Here is a 21312-nt window from a genome sequence, read left to right as displayed (position 1 = left end):
ATTGTACTATAAACTAACGACCGTTTGAATAATGCTTAAAAGCAAAAGAAGAGCGAAAGATTAAATCAGATAATAAAAATTTATATGTGTCTATTGAAAATTGGTAAGTTTGTTCTGGAAATAATTCAGTCAAATCGAAAATCTTTGTGAATGAACAAAAAACGTCACAATATAAATGCAAGTCTTTGGAAGGCATTTTTGAGTTTTTTTTGTTTACACGAAAATCTCTACCAGGAAGCTGTAAAGAAAATTATCTCCAGAACTTCTTCAGAAGCATTGATGTCAGACATTGCTGCCCTCCAGGGAGATTTTAGTAAAGTGTTGCATGAAAAGAAGATTCATAGTTAAGCTTAGTTCTCGTCAACGTAGTTAACACACTAAATCCAATAAAAGTCAATGACGAGGCAAACAGTACCGGTTTTGCGCGAAAACTCATCCATACAATCAGCGTCTCAAAAAATAGAATTTTATCAAAGAATTATACCTCATCCGGACTTGATCGAAAAATACCGGCAGATTAGTAAAGTTGGAAAGCCGGAAGAATAGCTGGCTCTTATGTTAATCTTTCTCGAATTGTATTTTCAGTAAGAAAAGAATACATGGCGGCGAAGTATTTTAAAACTTTCAAAACATACTGCCATGAAATTTTGCGCCGTTTTGTCTTCAGTTCTTTTACTTCTTGCCGGATGTAATAGTCACCAAACGACTCCGGTTTATAAAACAGGCTTGGTAGTTTTTAAGGACTTTGATAGCACAAGGCATTTTGATACATCCTCCGCAAATAGTTTGCGTCCTGTAAGGATTGATGTATTTTATCCCTCCACTGATTCGGTTACCCACGCTGCATTATCATATGGTGATATTCTTGACATGTATGAACAACGGTTTAATTTCAATACACCCATTGACAGCTGTAAAAGAACCAGCATGGAACTGGCAAAGGCATTTGCTGAATATTTGCATGTAGATTCCGGCGCAAAAATGCTCTCTTACAAAACCGGCGTTTACAGAGATCTTAAACAACCGGTTGATCGTTTACCGTTGATTGTTTATGCTGCAGGGATGAATGGCAGTAGCTGGGATAATGTAATACTATTCGATAGCCTTGCAAAAAAAGGATTTGTTGTGGCGTGTGTTAGCTCAGTTGGCAAATTTCCTGGATTTATGACGGCCGCCGTTGATCTTGATGAGCAAGTGCGTGATATTTTGTTTGTAATCGACCAGATGAAAAAATTGCCATACATCGACGCATCAAAAATTGGTTTGTTAAGCTGGAGCCTGGGTGGTAGCGCAATAACCAAGGCGGCAATGCTTTCAAATGAAATAAAATGTTTGCTGTCTTTTGATGGCACTGAAATTCATTATTATGGTTTTGATAAAGATTGGGACACACAGTTCGATGAAATAAAAACAATAGCACCTTTTACACCTGCCTCAATCACTGTTCCATACATGTACCTGGGCAGCGAGCATCCGGCAAAAAATGACTCTGTTTACAGCTTACCGGCACACGTCAATTCGTCGGAAAAATATTTCCTGAAATTCAACAACGGAATTCACGAAAATTTCTCGTCTATCGTATCAATTGCAAAGGCCGTTGATCCCAAAATTGGAAATATAGATAGCAACCGGCACGAGGTTATCTGTGATTTGGCCGCAACTTTTTTCAACCAGTATCTTAAACAGGATAAATCAGTCAATACAAGAAAATACATAGAAAAGCTGGTTGTTTCGTCGCCCTCAAAATATGACACAGCATGGCCTGTTTACTTACATAAATAGTGGTACGGTATCCTAAAAACTTATCCCTGAACATTTTTATTGCTTTGGACCTATTCCTATATTTTTGTAGAAATTGAATCCTGAATGAGTAATACAATTATCCTATTGTGCGTTGCTATCGTCATCCTTTTATCCGTATTGCTGGTATATATATACCGCGATGTAAAAAGAGGGGAAAAAAGCGACGAAAAAACCATCGATCCTCAAACAAAACAAATGCAGTTACAGGCGTACGAAAGGCTTACGCTCCTGGTCGATCGTATTGCGTTGCCCAACCTGATCAGCCGTATTGCTATTTCCGGCATTAGCGCAAAAGACATGCAGTTATTGCTTGTGAGAAACATACGGGAAGAGTTTGAATACAATATCTCCCAACAGATCTATGTTACACATGATGCATGGAATGCAGTCAAAAATTTAAAGGAGCAAAACATGCTGGTGATTAACCAGTTTGCAAATGCATTGCCTCCAAATGCAACCGGTCTTGATCTGAACAAACTGTTGCTTGAATTTCTGATGAACAATAAGAAAGGTGCTTTACACGAAATTGTAAGCGAGGTGTTGGCATACGAAGCTAAAACACTTTTATAGCGTATCTTGTATTGGGGCAGACTGGAAAGCGTTCATCATTAAAAAATGGTCATATGAAATCTGATAGCGGGATTGATATAAAATCTGTTTATACCAAAGATGATGTGCAACGGTCTGCCGACAATGAAATGCCGGGTGAATATCCTTATACAAGAGGTATTCAGCAAGATATGTACCGTGGCAGATTGTGGACGATGCGCCAGTATGCCGGTTTTTCTACTGCGGAAGAGAGTAATCAGCGATATCATTATTTATTGTCTCATGGCGTGACCGGATTAAGTGTCGCCTTCGATCTCCCTACGCAAATTGGCTATGACAGTGATCATGCGCTTGCAGAAGGTGAAGTTGGTAAAGTAGGCGTGGCTATCGATAGCCTTGAAGATATGCAACGGCTTTTTAACGGTATTCAGTTGGAAAGTGTAAGTACCTCAATGACCATTAATGCTACCGGTTTTATTTTGTTGGGGCTGTACGTTGCGCTTGCCAAACAACAAAATGCCGATTTGCATAAAATAGCGGGTACCATTCAAAACGATATATTAAAGGAGTACGCAGCAAGAGGTACATATATCTTTCCGCCCAAACCTTCCATGCGCATCATTACCGATATTTTTGAATGGTGCAGTCACGAGTTGCCAAAATGGAACACCATTTCCATCAGCGGTTATCATATTCGTGAAGCAGGAAGCACCGCCGTGCAGGAAATAGCTTTTACATTAAGCAACGGTAAAGCCTATGTGAAGGCTGCCATCGAAAAAGGATTGGATATAAATGTTTTTGGAAAGCGCCTTTCTTTCTTTTTTAATGCTCACAATAACCTGTTTGAAGAAGTTGCCAAGTTCCGGGCGGCAAGAAGAATGTGGGCGCACATTATGAAAGAGCTTGGCGCCACTTATCCCAAAGCAATGATGCTTCGTTTTCATACACAAACGGGCGGCAGTACTTTAACAGCACAACAGCCGTTAAACAATATCACTCGCGTAAGTGTACAAACACTTGCCGCGGTATTAGGTGGAACACAAAGCCTGCATACAAACGGTTATGATGAAGCATTAAGTCTGCCTACAGAGGAAGCTGCAAGTATTGCACTGCGAACCCAGCAGATTATAGCTTTTGAAAGTGGCGCCGCCGATACTGCAGACCCGCTTGCAGGAAGCTATTATGTAGAGGCACTGACAAATGAAATCGAACAACAAGCCTTGCAGCTGATCGCCAAAATTGAAAAAATGGGCGGAAGTATAAGTGCAATTGAGCAGGGGTTTATGCAGAACGAAATTGCCAGAAGCGCATATGAATACCAGCGCAAGATTGAAAAAGGAGAGAAGATAGTGGTGGGGGTTAATAAATTCACTGTTGAAAACGAGGGATCGGCACCGGTATTTAAAATTGACGACAGTATCCGATTGGTTCAGTCCGAAAGACTCAGGCATCTCAAACAATCGCGCAACAGTGACCTCGTAAATGCCTCTTTACACAAAATTAACAGCGCAGCCAGGGATGGCTCCAACCTGATGCCTCCCGTCATCGAAGCCATTGAAAATTACTGCACACTTGGCGAAATTGCTGATGAGCTTCGAACCGTTTTCGGCGAGTTCAAATGATATTCTGTCTAAATCCAACATAATTTAAAGAAGTCTCTATCTGATAGCCAATAGCTGACCGTTGATAGTTATCTTTGCACGTAGCTTTTTCATGTACGCAATTGTAGATATAGAAACAACAGGTAGTCATTCGCATAACAACGGTCTGACAGAGATCGCAATTGTGTTACATGACGGTGAGAAAGTGGAACATGTGTTTGAAACATTGATTAATCCGGGTGTTCCCATCCCCAAATATATATCTTACCTGACCGGCATTACTGAAAACATGGTCGCTGATGCGCCACCTTTCAGCGATGTTGCTTATAAAATTTTTACACTACTGCATGGCCGTGTTTTTGTGGCACATAACGTTAATTTCGATTACTCCTTTATCAAAGATCACCTGAGGCAGTGCGGTTATGAATGGCAGCCCAAAAAGCTATGCACACTTCGCCTGAGCAAGAAAGCCTTTCCCGGGTTACCCAAATATGGTTTAGGGAGTATTTGTGATGCATTGTCTATTCAGATAGAGAACCGACACCGGGCAGGCGGAGACGCCGGAGCAACGGCAAAATTATTTGAGCTGATCCTTCAAAAAGGCGGTGAAAAGTTGGTGCTGGAAACACTCAAAAGAGAAAACAGGGAGCAGATGCTGCCACCCCATATGCCGGCAGAACAAGTGAACAATCTGCCTTATGTACCGGGTGTGTATTATTTTCATGACAACAAGGGGAAAGTGATCTATGTGGGTAAAGCGAAGAACCTGAAAAAACGTGTGGTCAGTCATTTTACAGGTCTTAATACCGGTAAGAAACGCCAGGATTTTTTGCGTGATATTCATTCGGTTACGTTTACAGAATGTGCTACGGAATTTACTGCTTCAATTTTTGAAAGTATTGAAATAAAGCGCCTCTGGCCAATTTACAATATCAGTCAAAAGACTTTTCAGCAACGGTTTGGTATTTATTCTTTTTTGGATTCAAGAGGATACATGCGTCTCGCAATTGATAAGAAAAGAAAATACCTGGAGCCGGAATTGTCTTTCAGCCTGCTTACGGATGCCAACAGAACGTTGTGGAAGATGGTTAAGACCTTCAATCTCCATCCTGCACTTTGTTTTCTGGACCAATCAATTGCTGTTGATGAAGATGAATGCCCGCCCTATAGTTACAATGAAAGAGTTGAATACGCCCTGAACGAAATGAAAAGCCAAATGGGCAGCTATGCCATAATGGAGCCCTGCGATTTCTTCAAGGAGACGTCCTGTGTGCTGGTCGAAAATGGCCGGTTTTATGGCATGGGATTAATTCCCAGGTATGTTGACAACTTAGAAATAGATGCTGTGAAGGAGCATCTGGTCCAATATCCCGAAAACGAAGTGATCACTTCCCTGATCAGAGGCTTCGCAATAAAAAATCCAGAAAGAATTTTACCATTTTGATGTACGATGTTAGATGCCCGCCCGTACCGACGGCACGTTCGGACGGGTAAGATGTAAGGAGATGTCTGATGTATTGATTTAAACTTCAAAATGGTAATGTTTACGATATTTAATATTAGTGTCTGCACAAAATCAGTGCGCTGATTAAAATTGAGCAATGGCTAATAGCTGATAGCTCACAGCTGACAGCTATTTAATTTTTTCTTTTCATACACGTCACCTACATTCGCAACCCTCTTTGAATGGCTATGCCACTTTGGGGAATAAAACATTGAATATTATGACAGAATTTGCACAACCAATTGCGTTAAAACTAAATCTAAAACCTTCACAGGTTGAAGCTGTTTTGGAGTTGTTTAGTGAAGGGGCTACTATTCCGTTTATCGCCCGTTACCGTAAGGATAAAACCGGTGGCCTGGATGAGGTGCAGATACAGCAGGTGCAGGATGAATCGAAATTCCTGAAAGAGTTTACAGAGAGAAAAGCATTTATTGAAAAAGCGATCACCGAGCAAGGTAAAATGACCGACGCTTTGCAGACTAAAATAAACAACGCCGCTACGTTGGCTGAACTGGAAGATATTTATCTGCCTTACAAGCCGAAACGCAAAACCAAAGCCCAGACTGCACGCGAAAACGGTCTGGAACCGCTTGCATTGCTCATCCTCGAACAAAAGGATACAGATGTGCTTGCAGAAGCAGGCGCTTATATCACAGAAAATGTGAAATCTGTTGACGAGGCTCTGCAAGGAGCGAGAGATATTATCGCCGAAACGGTAAATGAAGACGCGCAGGTAAGGGCGAAAATGCGTAAAGTATTTGAAGAAGAAGCAACTTTCCAAAGTAAAGTGATTGCTGATAAAGAAAATGAGGCAAGTAAGTACAAAGATTACTTTGACTTTAACGAGCCGGTTTCCAAAATACCTTCCCATCGTATACTGGCGATTTTAAGAGGTTTTTTAGAGGGCCATTTGCGTATGGCTATTTCACCGGTAGAAGAAGAAGCAATTGAAAAAATTGAGCAACAATATATTAAAGGCATGAACGCTTCAACCGACCAGGTAAAGCGTGCCATTAAAGATGCCTACCGACGTTTACTGCAACCAAGTTTGGAAAGTGAATTCCGCACAGCGTTAAAAGCTAAAGCTGATGAAGAAGCTATTAACGTGTTTGCTGAAAATCTTCGTCAGTTATTGTTAAGCTCGCCACTTGGAAGCAAAAGAATATTAGCGCTGGATCCGGGATATAGAACAGGCTGTAAGACTGTTTGCCTGGATGAAAAAGGAGAGCTGCTGAAAACTGACCTGATCTTCGTCCATGAAAAGAACAGATTAATGGATGCCGAATATAAGGTTCGTGAACTGGTTGCAAAATATAACATTGAAGTAATTGCGGTGGGTGATGGAACGGCGGGTCGTGAAACGGAACAATTTATCAAAAAACTGCAGCTAAATCTACCGGTGTTTTTGGTGAATGAAGACGGTGCCTCCGTTTATTCTGCTTCGGAAACAGCCCGTGAGGAATTTCCTGATGAAGATGTTACTGTACGTGGAGCGGTAAGCATTGGCCGCAGACTGATGGATCCATTGGCTGAGTTGGTGAAGATTGATCCAAAGAGTATTGGTGTTGGCCAGTATCAGCACGATGTAAACCAGTTCCGCTTAAAAGAAAGGCTGGATCAAACCGTTGTAAGCTGCGTGAACGCCGTTGGTGTTAACCTGAATACAGCAAGTAAACATTTACTAAGCTATGTGAGTGGGATTGGATCAACCCTGGCGGATAACATTGTAAAATACAGGAATGAAGCCGGCAAATTCTCCAGCAGGGAACAATTAATGAAAGTTCCCCGCCTGGGAGGCAAAGCGTTTGAGCAATGCGCAGGATTTTTGCGCATTAAGGAAGGAGAAAATCCATTGGATGCCAGCGCCGTGCATCCGGAAGCATACAAACTGGTTGAAAAGATGGCTGAGGATCTGAAAGTGGATGTAAAAGAACTGATAGGCAAGGAAGAATTGATCAAACAAGTTGATGCCAAAAAATATGTGACGGAACAATTCGGCGAACTTACCATTAAAGATATTCTGAACGAATTGAAAAAGCCGGGTCTGGATCCGCGTAGTGAATTGGAGCAATTTGAATTTGCATCTATTTACAGCATTGACGATGTTCAGGTTGGCATGATCGTTCCGGGCGTTGTTACCAACATTACGCGCTTTGGTGCATTTGTTGATATCGGTGTAAAACAGGATGGCCTTGTGCATGTAAGTGAGATATCTCATCAATATATCACCGATCCTAATGAAGTTTTAAAATTGAATGATAAGGTACAGGTAAAAGTGCTTGAGGTCGATGTTGCCCGTAAACGCATCGCCTTATCCATCAAGCAAACCCAGGAAGCGCCTGCAAGAAGGGAAACAAGGTTCAATAAGAGTAATCAGCCTTCACATAAAAAGAAAGAAGAGGATTTAAGTAATTTAAGCGTAAATGACGCGTTGGCGGCGCTTAAGAAGAAGTTTGGCAAGTAATTGAAAGTTGAAAATTGATAATTGAAAATGAAGCCCCGGTAACAATGCAGCCGGGGTTTTATTTTGCCACTCAGGCACGGAAGCACCGAGGTAATTTTGGAGGTATTTAACCACAGAGGACACGGAGTTTTTTTTCACAGAGTAGCACGGAGGCTAAAACATAGTTTTTACCACTGAGGCACGGAAGCAGTGAGGTTTTGGAGGAATTTAACCACAGGGGACACGGATTTTTTTTCAGGGAGTAGCACGGAGGTTAAAACACATTGAGATTATTAATCTTGCTTCACACTCGCTTGCTATATCAGTTTTTTTGCAAATAGGGTCTTTTTATGTGATGCTTCTGTCCATAGATTTCACGCCTCAAAACTTGTTCCTCTCCGTGGCCATCTGTGAAAAAAAACTCTATGTCCTCTGTGGTTAACCTCTCCTGCGGTTTTATTTCTGTATTTCAGTGCTTCAGTGGCAAGCCTCCTTCTTCCGGTCAAAAAAAATTTGTCACCATACACATTAATTGTACTTTTGAAATTGTATAAGCACTTATATATTTATGAACTTTTACCAACAATTGGGATTTCTTGTATTCGGCAGTCGCTTAAGAAGGCTTAGCGAGACGTTTTTAAATGATGTGAATAAGGTCTACAAATCACACAAAATTGCCTTCGATGCATCCTGGTTTCCAGTGTTTTATATTCTTTCTCAAAAGCAGGAAGCCTCTATTAAAGAAATCTCGGAAGAGGTGAATGTGTCGCATTCTGCGATTAGCCAGCTTATCAGTAACCTTCAACAAAAAGGGCTGATCAAATCGACAGTCTCAAAAAAAGATGCTCGCCATAAAGTGATCACTTTTACAGCAAAAGGAGAGAAGTTGTTGCATAAAATACAACCCGTTTGGACCGCTCTGGAAACAGCAATGGAGGAGATTGCCGGGTCATCAGCAGAAAGCAAAAAATTGCTTAATGCTTTGACAAGTATGGAGAAAAGAATACACCAGAAGAGTTTGTTTGAAAGGATTGAAAGAGTGATTGAAAGTTGATAAGTGGATAGAATTGACAGCGGACAGAAAAGGCTCGTTGTATGATCACCAATTGAATGAAGATAATTTAGAAATACGGTTATGAAGAGTACGCTTTTAATAGATAACGATTGCTTGCAGTTTGAACAGGTGAAGGATTTGTTGGATCAGGAACAACAGATTGAGTTAACGCCGGAAACTAAACAGCGGGTTGAAAAATGCCGGACTTACCTCGACAGCAAGATGGACGGTCACCGCGGGTTGTTTTATGGGATCAATACAGGTTTTGGCTTCCTGCAAAATGTGGAAATAGATAAAAACCAGATTGAGCAATTGCAATACAATCTGATTGTATCGCATGCCTGCGGAATGGGAGATGAAGTACCTGCGGAGATTGTCAAACTGATGCTGATGCTCAAGGTTCAATCGCTTGGCTACGGGCATAGCGGCGTACAACTTGATACTGTAGAAAGGCTGGCACAAATGTTTAACAACAATGTGCTTCCTGTTGTTTATACACAAGGCTCATTGGGTGCATCTGGTGATCTCGCGCCTTTGAGTCATCTGAGCTTGCCGTTACTAGGACTTGGCGAAGTTTATTTCGAAGGAAAAAAGTATCCTTCCAAAGTCGTTCTGGATAAATTCGGCTGGCAGCCGATCCGTCTTCAAAGCAAGGAAGGCCTGGCACTGATTAACGGAACGCAATTCATGAGTGCCTATGGAATGTATTGTCTTAAAAAATCAGCGCACCTGCTGCAGCTTGCTGATCTTATCTGTGCGCTGTCTTTTGATGCATTTGATTGCGTGAGTGGTCCGCTGCATCCCAATATTCAAAAGATCAGAGGTCATAAAGGACAGGCATCTACTGCAGCCATTATCACAAGATATCTGCAGGGCAGTGAAGTTGCTGTACAGGAAAAAGAACAGGTACAGGATCCTTATTCTTTTCGCTGCGTACCACAAGTGCACGGTGCAACAAAAGATGTTTTCGAGAATGTGTTGAATGTCTTCCTGACTGAAATAAATTCTGTCACTGATAATCCGAATGTTTTTCCGGATGAGGATCTTATCGTAAGTGGCGGAAATTTCCACGGACAACCGCTGGCACTCCATCTTGATTTTTTAAGCATAGCTATGAGTGAGCTTGCCAATATCAGCGAACGAAGAATCTATCAATTAATAAGTGGTCAGCGAAACTTGCCGTTGTTCCTCGTACAGGATGCTGGGCTGAACTCAGGATTTATGATCCCACAATATACGGCTGCCGGAATTGTGAGTGAGAACAAGCAGCTGTGTACGCCAGCATCAGTAGATTCTATTTCCTCATCCAATAACCAGGAAGATCATGTAAGTATGGGTGCCAATGCAGCTACTAAATGCTTACGGGTGATCAACAACGTCGAACGGATTCTGGCCATTGAATTGCTGAGCGCAGCGCAGGCGTTTGACTTTAGGCGACCTTTAAAAACATCTCCGATCCTTGAAGACTTGTTCACGGCTTTCAGAAAGGAAGTTTCTTTTAATGATAAAGACCGCGTGTTACACAATGATATGATGAAGGCTGTTGAGTTTATAAGAGGGTGGGAGAGATTTTAGGAAGACTGTAAGACGGGTAAGATCGTAAGACGGGTAAGACCGTAAGACCGTAAGACCGTAAGATAGTAAGACCGTAAGATAGTAAGACCGTAAGATAGTAAGAGGGATCGAATAGTCAGAATTCTTTGTGCCACTTTGTGTTCTTCGTGACTTTTTGGTTTGAAAACTTTATGCCGCTTTGAGACTTTGAGCCCTGGTGGCGAAAAAAATATTACCATATGAATGCACAACCTAATACAACGTTGTCCTGTAAAGGATGGATCCAGGAAGCGGCTTTACGTATGCTGATGAATAACCTGCATCCCGATGTGGCAGAACGACCGGAAGACCTGATCGTTTATGGCGGACGCGGTAAAGCTGCGCGCAATAAAGAAGCTTTACAGCAGATTATTGCTGCGCTGCATGTTTTAGAGAATGACGAAACATTGCTCATACAAAGCGGCAAACCTGTTGGTATTTTAAAAACGCATGAAGACGCGCCAAGAGTGCTGTTGTCTAATTCGCAGCTTGTTCCAAAATGGGCGACATGGCAACATTTTGACGAGTTGGAAAGGAAAGGACTGATGATGTATGGGCAGATGACTGCCGGCAGTTGGATCTACATTGGTTCGCAAGGTATTGTGCAGGGTACCTACGAAACTTTTGCCGCATTAGCCAATAAACATTTTGGCGGTACACTGAAAGGAACACTTTGTGTCAGCGCTGGTCTCGGAGGTATGGGTGGTGCTCAGCCTTTAGCTATCACCATGAATGAAGGTGTGGCCTTAATCGCAGAAGTAGAAGAATGGCGCATTAATAAACGCCTAGAGACTAAATACCTGGATGTTAAATGCCACAGTATTGACGAGGCTATTAACATGGCTACGGCTGCCCGAAGAGAAGGGCAACCATTGAGTATAGGTGTTGTATGCAACGCAGTACACTTATTGAATAGATTGATCGAGCGTGATATTACAGTAGATGTTTTGACAGATCAAACCTCTGCACATGATCCGCTGATAGGGTATGTTCCGCACACTTTAAGTAATGAAGAAGCATCGGTTTTGCGCAATGATGACCCGGAAAGATATATTGCTTTGAGCTACGATAGTATGAAGCTGCATGTAGAGCTGATGCTGAGAATGCAGCAACGCGGTACCATTACATTTGATTATGGCAATAATATCCGTGCCCGTGCTCAGGAACACGGATTAAAAAATGCCTTTGATTTTCCCGGGTTTGTGCCCGCATATATACGACCCCTATTCTGCGAGGGCAAAGGTCCTTTCCGCTGGGCTGCGTTAAGCGGCGATCCGGAAGATATCGCAGTGACCGATGAAGTGATTGCAAATATGTTTCCCGAAAATGAAAGTCTGCAGCGTTGGCTAAAGCTCGCTAAAGAAAAAATTGCTTTTCAGGGGTTACCCGCACGCATTTGCTGGTTGGGGCAAGGTGAGCGTGAAAAGGCGGGATTGGCATTTAATGAATTGGTGAGAACAGGTAAAGTAAAGGCACCCATCGTTATTGGTCGCGACCATCTGGACACTGGCTCAGTCGCGAGCCCGAACCGCGAAACGGAAGCTATGCTGGATGGCAGTGATGCTGTCGCCGATTGGCCCTTGCTTAACGCGCTGATCAATACCGCAGGTGGGGCAAGCTGGGTAAGTCTTCACCATGGCGGTGGTGTTGGAATGGGCTATAGTATCCATGCGGGAATGGTGATTGTGGCAGATGGCACCGAACAAGCTGCAAAGCGTCTTGCACGTGTATTACGCAACGATCCGGGAATGGGTGTTATCCGTCATGCCGATGCAGGTTATGAACTGGCGAAGGAAACAGCAAAAAAGTTTGGGCTGGATTTGGAAAGCCGCTTGTAAACCACGAAGACTGGGCGACACGGAGAAACACAAGGAATAGCCACAAAGACACAGAGGCAGAAAGGGCACAAAGATTAGATACAAAGGGAAGAACCTAAGAACCTACAATGACTTAAACGCAGAACCTAAAACTTATAACGTATAACTTCTTTGCCACTAAAGCGCCTGAAGAACACGCAGCCTATCCACCGCGTTGCTGCCCAACGGTCTGTGAGGCTTCCAATGCTCTGCTAAGCCTCCGGGCTTCGCAGACTTACTCTGTCGCCTCTGGCGACGAATACAAGTTGTTAATTGTCAATCCGAATTTTTTGCTTGTATAATTATTCTTTCAACTTTCTCTTTGCAATGCATCATTAACCAATTCGTGTTCTGCCAATAGCAAACGAAGGTAATTTTCCTGTGTATTGACATGTCACTTTTTATTATCATAAAAGCCTGAAAGCGAACAGTTTTTGTATTGTAACCGGACACTTATTTACCTTTTCATTATTATAAATATTTGATTTATAATGCTTTATAATACTGGCACTTTATTAGCGAATTATCTATAGCAAATTTTAGGAACTATGCTTAGAAACTACATCAAAACCGCGTGGAGAAATCTTGTCAAAAATAAATTCTATTCATTGGTAAATATTTTCGGATTGACCGCTGGGCTTGCTGTAGGTATTTTGATCTTGCTGTGGGTGCAATACGAGTTATCTTTCGACGGTTTTCATAAGCAATCTAAAAACATCTACCGGCTTGAAAATATGGTGGGCACCGGCCCAAGCCGGCAAATCTGGACGGTAACAGCCGGACCTATCGGTCCACTGTCAAAAAAACAAATTCCGGGAGTTGAAGCATTCGCACGTATATCATACAATCCTTTCTACGGATTATTCAGATATCAGGATAAAGTTTTCAATGAACAACGTAACGCCTTTGCGGACGCAACGCTGTTCTCTATGTTCGACTTCAATCTTATAAAAGGAAACAAAGCAAATCCTTTTCCTGACAACAATTCAATCGTTATAACAGAAAGTACCGCCACAAAATATTTTGGAAAAGATGAGCCAGTCGGAAAAGTAATTTCAGCCGACAATAAAATAAATTTTACGGTCACTGGTGTAATACATGACTTCCCGAAAAATTCCAGCATTGATGGCGATATGTTTTTCCCGATATCTCTGTTGGAAAAGATCAGGTATGCCGACAATAAAGAAGGGAAGAACTTAGAGAATGATTTTGTGCAATTTGATTTTGATACATACTTGTTACTAAAACCCGGGATGCAACTATCGCAGCTGGCCGACAAAATGCGCACTATACATTTAAGCGTAAAATCGGACGATACTGATATTCAATATTTATTTCTACCGTTAGAAAAAATGCATTTGTACAAAGCTGATGGAAGTAACGGTGGCATTGAAACTGTGCGCATGTTTACCATTATTGCGTTGCTTATATTGGTGATTGCCTGCATCAACTATGTGAATCTTTCTACGGCACGTTCTATGCTGCGTGCGAAAGAAGTCAGCCTGCGTAAAATTGTCGGCGCAGCAAGATTGCAGCTTTTCTTTCAATTTATCATTGAGACTGCATTGCTTTTTGTATTGGCAACGGGGCTTGCCTTAATGTTGGTGTATACACTTGTACCTGTATTTAATCAGGTAACGGGGCGCGAGCTTGTGTTGAATATATATGATGTGCGAATATGGAAAGTTATTGTTTGCACCATTCTGGGTACACTGATAGTTTCAAGCATTTATCCTGCATTGTTGCTTTCTTCTTTTGAGCCGCTGAAAGCCATAAAGGGAAAGATCTCTGCACGCGTGAGCAATGTTGTTTTCAGGAAAGTATTGGTAGTTGTTCAGTTTGGTTTTTCCATGATCCTGATTACCGGAACGCTTATTATAGGGAAACAATTATCTTATATCCATTCCAAAGAACTTGGATACGATAAAGACCACGTGTTGTCTATGAGCATGATTGATATGAGTAAGCATATTGATGCAGTGAAGGCAGATTTGCTGACGCAACCCGGCATTTCCAATGTTACCTGGGCGGATGCAAACATCATATTTTATGGCGGACAAACAGGAAGCAATTCATGGGACGGTAAGCAGAACGGAGAAACCCTGATGATTAGTCCCATTAAAACCGATAAGGATTTTATGTCTTTTTTCAAAATGCAGTTGAAAGAGGGCAGTGGCTTTACGGGCGCGGTTGCTGATTCAACTCATTTTATCCTGAATGAAACAGCGGTTCAGGCAATGAGATTGAAGGATCCTATTGGAAAAAGATTCAAGTTGTGGGAAACTGAAGGAACGATCATCGGCGTAGTTAAAGATTTTCATTTTACTTCGATGCGTCAGAAAATTAAGCCTGCTGTATTTTACTATAAGCCTGCATCGTACGGTCAGATCTATGTAAAGACAACTGGCAAGGATGCTCCCAAAGCTATCGCTGCTGCAGAAAAGGAATGGAAAAAATACAACGCAGATTTTCCGTTCACCTATGCATTTCTTGATGATTCGTTCAATCGATTGTATCAGTCAGAGCAGCGTACAAGTTTGTTGTTTGACATTTTTGCAGCTATTGCTGTATTCATCTCCTGCCTTGGATTGTTAGGTTTAGCGGCCTATACAGCCCAGGTGCGTACACGCGAAATAGGTATTCGTAAAGTGTTGGGCGCAAGTGTTTCCGGGATAATAAGTATGCTTGCATCGGACTTTATTCGATTGGTTGTGATTGCAATACTGGTCGCCATACCGGTTGCGTGGTACGTAATGAATAAATGGTTGCAGGATTTTGCTTACAAGACAAATATTGGCTGGCTGGTGTTTTTAGCCGCGGGCAGCATTGCTGTGGTAATAGGTATTCTTTCAATAAGTGTACAGGCTGTAAGATCGGCTATAGCAAACCCAGTTAAAACCCTCCGAAGCGAGTAGGGGAAACACGAAGGCCCAAAGGGCACGGAGGATCACAAAGAATTTTTATCTGGTTGCAAAAGGTCTCACGAAAAGGATATGTTGGAAGGAAGCATCCAAAGTCTAAGACATCAAAAACATTAATCCTAAACTGCTCCTATATTAAAGCAAGAAGCACAAATAATCTTTGTGCTTCTTTGTGTTCTTAGTGGTTCAAAAAAATTAATAATCAGCTGCAACACCCGTATAATTGTGCGGTGTAATTGCCTTTAATTCTTTCTTCAGATCAGCGCTTACTTTTAAGCTTGTGATAAAAGACTGAATATCTTGTTTTGTAATAGCTGATTTACCTCTCGTCAATTCTTTCAATGCCTCGTATGGATTCGGATAGTTTTCTCTTCTTAACACTGTTTGTATTGCCTCAGCAACAACAGCCCAGTTGTTTTCCAAATCTTCCTTCAGCCTGGCTTCATTCAGAAGCAGTTTGCCTAAACCTTTTTCGATTGATTTCAATGCGATCAAAGTATGTGCAACCGGAACGCCGAGGTTACGCAGCACCGTAGAATCGGTTAGATCTCTCTGTAGTCTGCTAATGGGCAATTTCGCAGAAAGATGTTCTAATAATGAATTAGCTACGCCGAGGTTTCCTTCAGCATTTTCAAAATCAATCGGGTTTACTTTATGCGGCATTGCACTTGAACCTACTTCACCTTTTACAGTTCTTTGTTTGAAGTAGTCCATGCTGATGTATGTCCATATATCACGACACAGATCAATCAGTATTGTATTGATACGCTTGATGGCATCAAAATGTGCAGCAAGATTATCGTAGTGTTCAATCTGTGTAGTGAACTGCATGCGCTGCAAGCCTAAAATGTCCTGCACAAATTCATTTCCTAACGACACCCAGTTCTTCTTAGGGAAAGCGATATTGTGTGCGTTAAAGTTGCCTGTAGCACCGCCGAATTTTGCTGCATAGGGTATGTAGGAAAATAACTGTACCTGGTTATCCAGCCTTTCCACAAACACCATGATCTCTTTACCAAGCTTGGTAGGAGAAGCGGGTTGTCCGTGTGTTTTGGCCAGCATGGAAATATCTTTCCATTGAGAAGCCAACACATGAAGGTTGTTTTGCAGGTTAATAACTGCAGGCAGGTAATCATGCTCCATGCAGTGTTTCCAGCTCAATGGAATAGATGTATTGTTAATGTCCTGGGACGTCAATCCGAAATGCACCCACTCTACAACATCCTCAGCACCTGCTTTTTTAAGCTGTTCTTTCAGGAAATATTCAACCGCTTTTACATCGTGGTTGGTAATGCTTTCAATATTTTTTATCTGTTGTGCATCGTCCAGGCTAAATTCTTCACCCACTTTTTTCAACGCCTGCCTTGCTTTTGCTGGCAGCTTGAAGATCTTTTTATCGGCAAGAAACAGGAAGTATTCTATTTCAACAATTACGCGGTATTTAATTAGGGCAAACTCAGAGAAATACTCATCAAGGTGCGCCACCTGCCTGCGGTAACGACCGTCAACAGGAGAAATGGCAGTAAGATTAGTTAATTCCATAATATTATTTTAAACACTGTTCAGGTTAGATTGGGCAATGAACAGTTAAAATCAGGTTAAGCAGTTACTTTATTTTAACGCGCTAACACTACATTTGCACGCAAAAGTAAAAGAAAGTTCTTTCCAATTGCTGATTTTATTAAAAGAAAGCTGTTTTGTCCTTGCTATATGCGCTGTTTATCAGCAAGTTGTATGCAATATGACGTCACGGTGAGAAAAGAAATGAAATGAAGAAGATTAAAGTAGGTGCAGTCAGTTATTTAAATACTAAGCCATTGGTCTATGGCATTAAACGTTCAACCCATTTATTAAAGCAAATAGAATTAATAGAAGATTATCCTTCCAAAGTAGCCGGAATGCTGGTTGATGGCACAATTGACATCGGGCTGGTACCGGTAGCGGCGATTCCCAAATTGAAAGAATGGCATATTGTGGGCGATTTTTGCATTGGTGCCGAAGCCGATGTGGCCAGCGTTTGCCTGTTCAGCGAAGTGCCGATCGAAAAGGTTGAAAAAGTGCTGTTGGATTATCAAAGCCGTACTTCGGTAAATCTTGCTAAAGTGTTACTGAAGCATTATTGGAAAGTAGATCCAATCCTTGAAGATGCCAGCGAAGGTTATATTGACGACATTAAAGGAACGACTGCTGGCGTTGTAATAGGGGACAGGGCACTTGCTCAGCGTAAAGTATCACCCTATATCTATGACCTCGCTTCTTCATGGAGAGCCATGACGGGGCTGCCATTTATGTTTGCTGCGTGGATCTCTAACAAGCCATTGTCCGAAGATTTTATTGAGGAGTTTAATGCAGCCAATGCTTTAGGTTTCGAGCACCTTGAAGAAGTGATTGCAGAAAATCCATGCCCGGTTTATGATCTGCATACTTATTATACGCATAATATCAGCTATCAATTGACGGAGGAGAAAAGAAAAGGCATGGAACTTTTCCTTCAATATCTGGAAGAATTCAAAACTCAAAGAGCCTTCTAGATTTCTGAGTTTTGAATCAAATTCTAAAACGAACTATAAGCCCCGTCTGAACATATTCAGGCGGGGTTTTAATTTTTATCCGGTTCTATTTTGATTGTTGTTGGTATTTGATTGAGTTACATTACAAACCGGTAGCCGATTCCTTTAATCGTAATTATTTCAAGCGTAGGATCATCTTTTAAATAACCCCGCAGTTTGGTGATGTAAACATCGAGATTACGGCTATTAAAAAATGAATCATTTCCCCACAATAGGTTAAGTATATCCCTGCGTTGAATTATTTGCTGGCGGTTATTGTATAGCAGCTTTAAAAGCTCGCTTTCCCTGTAAGATAACTTTCTCTCTTCTTCGTTATTTTTTAGTATTTGCCGGCTTTGTTGAAAATTGTATTTACCAATTGAAAATGTATCTCCGTTTGTTTTAGGTAACTGCGTTTCAGTTCCTTTTGTAACATTCTGTATGCGTACAATAAGTTCCTCAATGCTAAATGGCTTGCGGATATAATCATTGCCACCTACATTAAAACCTTTCACTACATCTGCCGTTTGTGTTTTTGCCGTAAGAAAAATAATAGGCACTTTGTTGTTCATGCTTCTTATCTCATCTGCAATAGTAAATCCATCCTTACCAGGCAACATAATATCAAGCACACATACATCCGGGTTGCTTTGTTTATATAATTCAGTAGCCCTTGCACCATTGCTTTCCATGATCACTTCAAAGCCACGGCTTTCAAGGCTTTCCTTAACTATCTTGCCAAGGAATAATTCATCTTCTATATATAATATTTTTGTGCTCATCCAATGCGGATAGTTTTCTTTATGATCTTTCTGTTTTCATCAAACTCAATTATGGCCGCTTCTTCATATGGAATGTGTACAATAAAAGTGCTGCCTTTACCAGGTTCGCTTTTTACTTCTGCAAAACCCTGATGGCTTTTTGCAATATGATCTACATAGCTTAATCCCAGGCCATATCCCTTAATGTCATGCCTGTTATTTCCCGGCACACGGAAAAACTTTTCAAATACTTTTTGCTTGTATTCGGGCGGTATGCCAATGCCGTTATCGCTTACACGCATTTCCACATGTTGTTTGTGAGACAATAATTCAACATGAATAACCGGATTATCCCGGCTATATTTCAATGCATTGTCAAGCAGATTGTATATAACACTTGTTATGTGCAGTTTGTCTGCATGTATGGTAAACCTGTCACCTGTTGTCGTAAAAGTTATTGTGGCATCCTGTTTTTCAAATTGCCATTTCATAGAATTAATTACTTGCTTGCACAGTGCGGCAAGGTCGAAATATTCCTTTTCCAGCGCTATGGACTTATTTTCAAACATGGATAGTTTAAGTACCTTGTCAACCAGTAAACTCAGGCGTTGTAGCTCATTTTGCGATATGTTGAGGTATTCCTGTGTTCGTTCAGGATCATCCATTGCCTTAAAATTCTTTAATGCTTCAACGGCAACGCTTACTGTGGCAATAGGTGTTTTAAGTTCGTGCGTAATATTACTGATAAGATCGTTTTTCATTTGTGTAAGCCTGCGCTGCTTTACCAGGCTACTATACAACAAAACAAATGAGGCAATGGTAATGCCCACCAGTAGAATAGAAAAAAGTAAAGGCGTTTTAAGCTGAGAAAAAATATATGAAGGTACATGCTGAAGTGAGAGACGATAAGTTACCGGCTTGGCAAGTCCGATGGTTACATCATTTGAACGACCTGGCTCAAAAGCGTTTATCCGGGAAACACTAAACGCAACATTCATTTTATCAGCGTTAAGCCTTGCGCTATAAGCTGAATCTATTTCGCGGATGGTGACTGAGTCGCTTGAGTAGAGCGAATCTACATTAAACATCATTCTTACTTCGGTACCGCTTACAGTATCTTTTGTGCTTCGTGCGATAACATCAGGAAGAACCATAGGCACCCGCGGCAAACCGTCATCCCTTTTAAAGGTGTAGTTGACAAAAACCTGGTTTTCACGTTTAGCGGAATCCCATTGATGTGTTTCTGTTTTGCGAATTAAGGGCGGTGAGCCTGAACTATCCGCTCTGTCTGATATCGTCCTTAGTCTTGAAGTCCCAATGAAAACTTTTCTTTGCCGGGTGGAATCTACATCAGACTCCCTCATTTTTTCCTGAATTAGACTGGCAATTGTTATTACTGGCCGGTCGTTTTTCGAGTCTTCTCTTATAACGGGACCCAGCGCAGGACGCATCGAATCCAATTTCAGTTTAGAAGTCTGGAGCCTGAGCACAGTTTGATAAAAGGAAGCGTTTGTTTTTATTTGCAGGTTCTGGTGTTCACGGTCATAGTTGTCCTTCAGCCAGTATACCTGGAAGCCGGTTATTCCCGCAATGGCAATCACCATTAAAATTGCTAGCGTGCGAAGCCTGTTCATTTCTTTTACAAATTTATAAGAATGCGTGTGACGTTGCTTTTGTTTTAACCTTTATTAACCTTAAAGCAAGGGGACTTAACCTGATGCGAAAAGTGCTGTGGCTAGCTTTGGTTAAAATCAAAACATTATGAACAAACTAACTTTCTCGTGCATAGGGATGTTAACCTTCGCAACCATTCAGGCACAACAGAAAGAAGGTAAGATAATTTACCAGCGTACTGTACAAAGACAAATGATCCTGGATCGTGGAAACGGGCCTGAAAGTTCGGTGCAAAAAATGGTCAATAAATTTGAAGTGGACTTTGCCAATAATAAGATGATGTTGAAGCAACAGGAAGATGATATGCCTGAGGAAGAACCAGCTCCTGCCGGAGACCATTTAATGATCCGGACTTTTGGAGGTGGTGCCGATGATGCCACCTATTGCGATTTTCAAAATGCCCGCAAAGTTCAGCAACAGGAATTCTTTGATAAAACATTTGTGATAACAGACAGTATCAAAGCCGGCAACTGGAAACTAAGTAATGAGACAAAAAGTATTCTTGGCCACGTTTGCCAAAAAGCAACGACACAGGAAATTGTTAAACATATGAAGATGTCTATGGACAATGGTAAAATGGAACGCAACGAGGTTGAAGATACGTCAGTGGTTACCGCCTGGTTTGCTACGGATATTCCCGTTCCTGCAGCGCCTGAAATGCAAGGACAATTGCCCGGGGCCATGTTGGAATTAGAAAACGATAACGGCCGAACCGTTTATGTAGCCATTGAAATATCGCCAAAGGCGGATCTGTCAGCCATTAAAGAACCGGCAAAGGGTAAGAAAGTAACAGCTGCTGAGTTTGTTGCAGAACGCAACAAAATGATTGAAGAAATAAACAATCGTAATGGAAATTTCAGGATCTCGGCGGACTGAGGAAAATTGATAAACCTTAATGTATTTCTATTTCAATATCGTTTAGATAAGAATTACGTTTTAGCACTGGTATCGTCACCTCGACGCAGGAGAGGTCTCTCGACTATTAGCCTGTTGAATAGCGGGAG

16 protein-coding genes are annotated in these 21312 nt (G+C 41.5%); 13 read left to right on the top strand and 3 right to left on the bottom strand.

The window, feature by feature from the left end; all coding sequences use genetic code 11:
* Positions 1-150: 150 nt before the first annotated feature.
* The 11 genes from QTN47_RS06570 to QTN47_RS06520 all read left to right on the top strand — a co-directional run bounded on the left by QTN47_RS06570 (position 151) and on the right by QTN47_RS06520 (position 15318).
* Positions 151-348, top strand: a complete 198-nt coding sequence (locus QTN47_RS06570; RefSeq protein ID WP_369328545.1) for a hypothetical protein — start codon at positions 151-153, stop codon at positions 346-348.
* Positions 349-396: 48 nt separating this feature from the next.
* Positions 397-546 (top strand): hypothetical protein, encoded by a 150-nt coding sequence (locus QTN47_RS06565; RefSeq protein WP_369328544.1) that lies wholly within the window; start codon positions 397-399, stop codon positions 544-546.
* A gap of 93 nt (positions 547-639) precedes the next feature.
* Complete coding sequence (locus QTN47_RS06560) at positions 640-1782, top strand: alpha/beta hydrolase (RefSeq protein WP_369328543.1); 1143 nt, start codon at positions 640-642, stop codon at positions 1780-1782.
* An 84-nt stretch (positions 1783-1866) separates the two neighbouring features.
* Positions 1867-2373 carry a DUF7935 family protein gene (locus QTN47_RS06555; RefSeq protein ID WP_369328542.1) on the top strand — a complete coding sequence of 169 codons (507 nt, stop codon included), beginning with the start codon at positions 1867-1869 and terminating at the stop codon, positions 2371-2373.
* A 53-nt stretch (positions 2374-2426) separates the two neighbouring features.
* Entirely contained in the window at positions 2427-3974 is a 1548-nt protein-coding gene (locus QTN47_RS06550; RefSeq protein ID WP_369328541.1) for an acyl-CoA mutase large subunit family protein, read from the top strand.
* A gap of 91 nt (positions 3975-4065) precedes the next feature.
* A complete protein-coding gene (locus QTN47_RS06545; RefSeq protein ID WP_369328540.1) occupies positions 4066-5397 on the top strand; it encodes an exonuclease domain-containing protein in 1332 nt (443 codons plus the stop codon).
* 280 nt (positions 5398-5677) lie between these two features.
* Positions 5678-7921 carry a Tex family protein gene (locus tag QTN47_RS06540; protein ID WP_369328539.1) on the top strand — a complete coding sequence of 748 codons (2244 nt, stop codon included), beginning with the start codon at positions 5678-5680 and terminating at the stop codon, positions 7919-7921.
* A 547-nt stretch (positions 7922-8468) separates the two neighbouring features.
* Positions 8469-8954: a MarR family winged helix-turn-helix transcriptional regulator gene (locus tag QTN47_RS06535; protein WP_369328538.1), complete on the top strand. Its 486-nt coding sequence runs from the start codon at positions 8469-8471 to the stop codon at positions 8952-8954.
* Between the two features lie 81 nt (positions 8955-9035).
* Positions 9036-10529, top strand: a complete 1494-nt coding sequence (hutH, locus tag QTN47_RS06530; RefSeq protein ID WP_369328537.1) for a histidine ammonia-lyase — start codon at positions 9036-9038, stop codon at positions 10527-10529.
* A 218-nt stretch (positions 10530-10747) separates the two neighbouring features.
* Complete coding sequence (gene hutU, locus QTN47_RS06525; protein ID WP_369328536.1) at positions 10748-12385, top strand: urocanate hydratase; 1638 nt, start codon at positions 10748-10750, stop codon at positions 12383-12385.
* A gap of 566 nt (positions 12386-12951) precedes the next feature.
* Complete coding sequence (locus QTN47_RS06520) at positions 12952-15318, top strand: ABC transporter permease (RefSeq protein ID WP_369328535.1); 2367 nt, start codon at positions 12952-12954, stop codon at positions 15316-15318.
* Between the two features lie 201 nt (positions 15319-15519).
* Here QTN47_RS06520 and purB read toward each other — a convergent pair whose 3' ends face one another.
* Positions 15520-16866 carry an adenylosuccinate lyase gene (purB, locus tag QTN47_RS06515; RefSeq protein WP_369328534.1) on the bottom strand — a complete coding sequence of 449 codons (1347 nt, stop codon included), beginning with the start codon at positions 16864-16866 and terminating at the stop codon, positions 15520-15522.
* A 227-nt stretch (positions 16867-17093) separates the two neighbouring features.
* Here purB and QTN47_RS06510 point away from each other — a divergent pair, with 227 nt between their 5' ends.
* Positions 17094-17855, top strand: a complete 762-nt coding sequence (locus QTN47_RS06510) for a menaquinone biosynthetic enzyme MqnA/MqnD family protein (RefSeq protein WP_369328533.1) — start codon at positions 17094-17096, stop codon at positions 17853-17855.
* 116 nt (positions 17856-17971) lie between these two features.
* Here the strand turns inward: QTN47_RS06510 and QTN47_RS06505 are convergent, their stop codons facing one another.
* Both QTN47_RS06505 and QTN47_RS06500 read right to left on the bottom strand, forming a co-directional pair.
* A complete protein-coding gene (locus tag QTN47_RS06505; protein ID WP_369328532.1) occupies positions 17972-18655 on the bottom strand; it encodes a response regulator transcription factor in 684 nt (227 codons plus the stop codon).
* A complete protein-coding gene (locus tag QTN47_RS06500; protein WP_369328531.1) occupies positions 18652-20268 on the bottom strand; it encodes a sensor histidine kinase in 1617 nt (538 codons plus the stop codon). The genes QTN47_RS06505 and QTN47_RS06500 overlap by 4 nt, the downstream gene beginning before the upstream one ends.
* A gap of 127 nt (positions 20269-20395) precedes the next feature.
* Between QTN47_RS06500 and QTN47_RS06495 the strand changes: the two genes are divergently transcribed.
* On the top strand, positions 20396-21184 hold the full coding sequence (locus QTN47_RS06495; protein ID WP_369328530.1) for a GLPGLI family protein: 789 nt from the start codon (positions 20396-20398) through the stop codon (positions 21182-21184).
* Positions 21185-21312: the final 128 nt, after the last annotated feature.

The organism is Danxiaibacter flavus (genome assembly GCF_041060425.1).
In the GTDB taxonomy this organism is placed as follows: Bacteria; Bacteroidota; Bacteroidia; order Chitinophagales; family Chitinophagaceae; genus Danxiaibacter; species Danxiaibacter flavus.
Note: the sequence above shows the minus strand (reverse complement) of the source record. Positions and strands in the feature narration are given on the sequence as shown.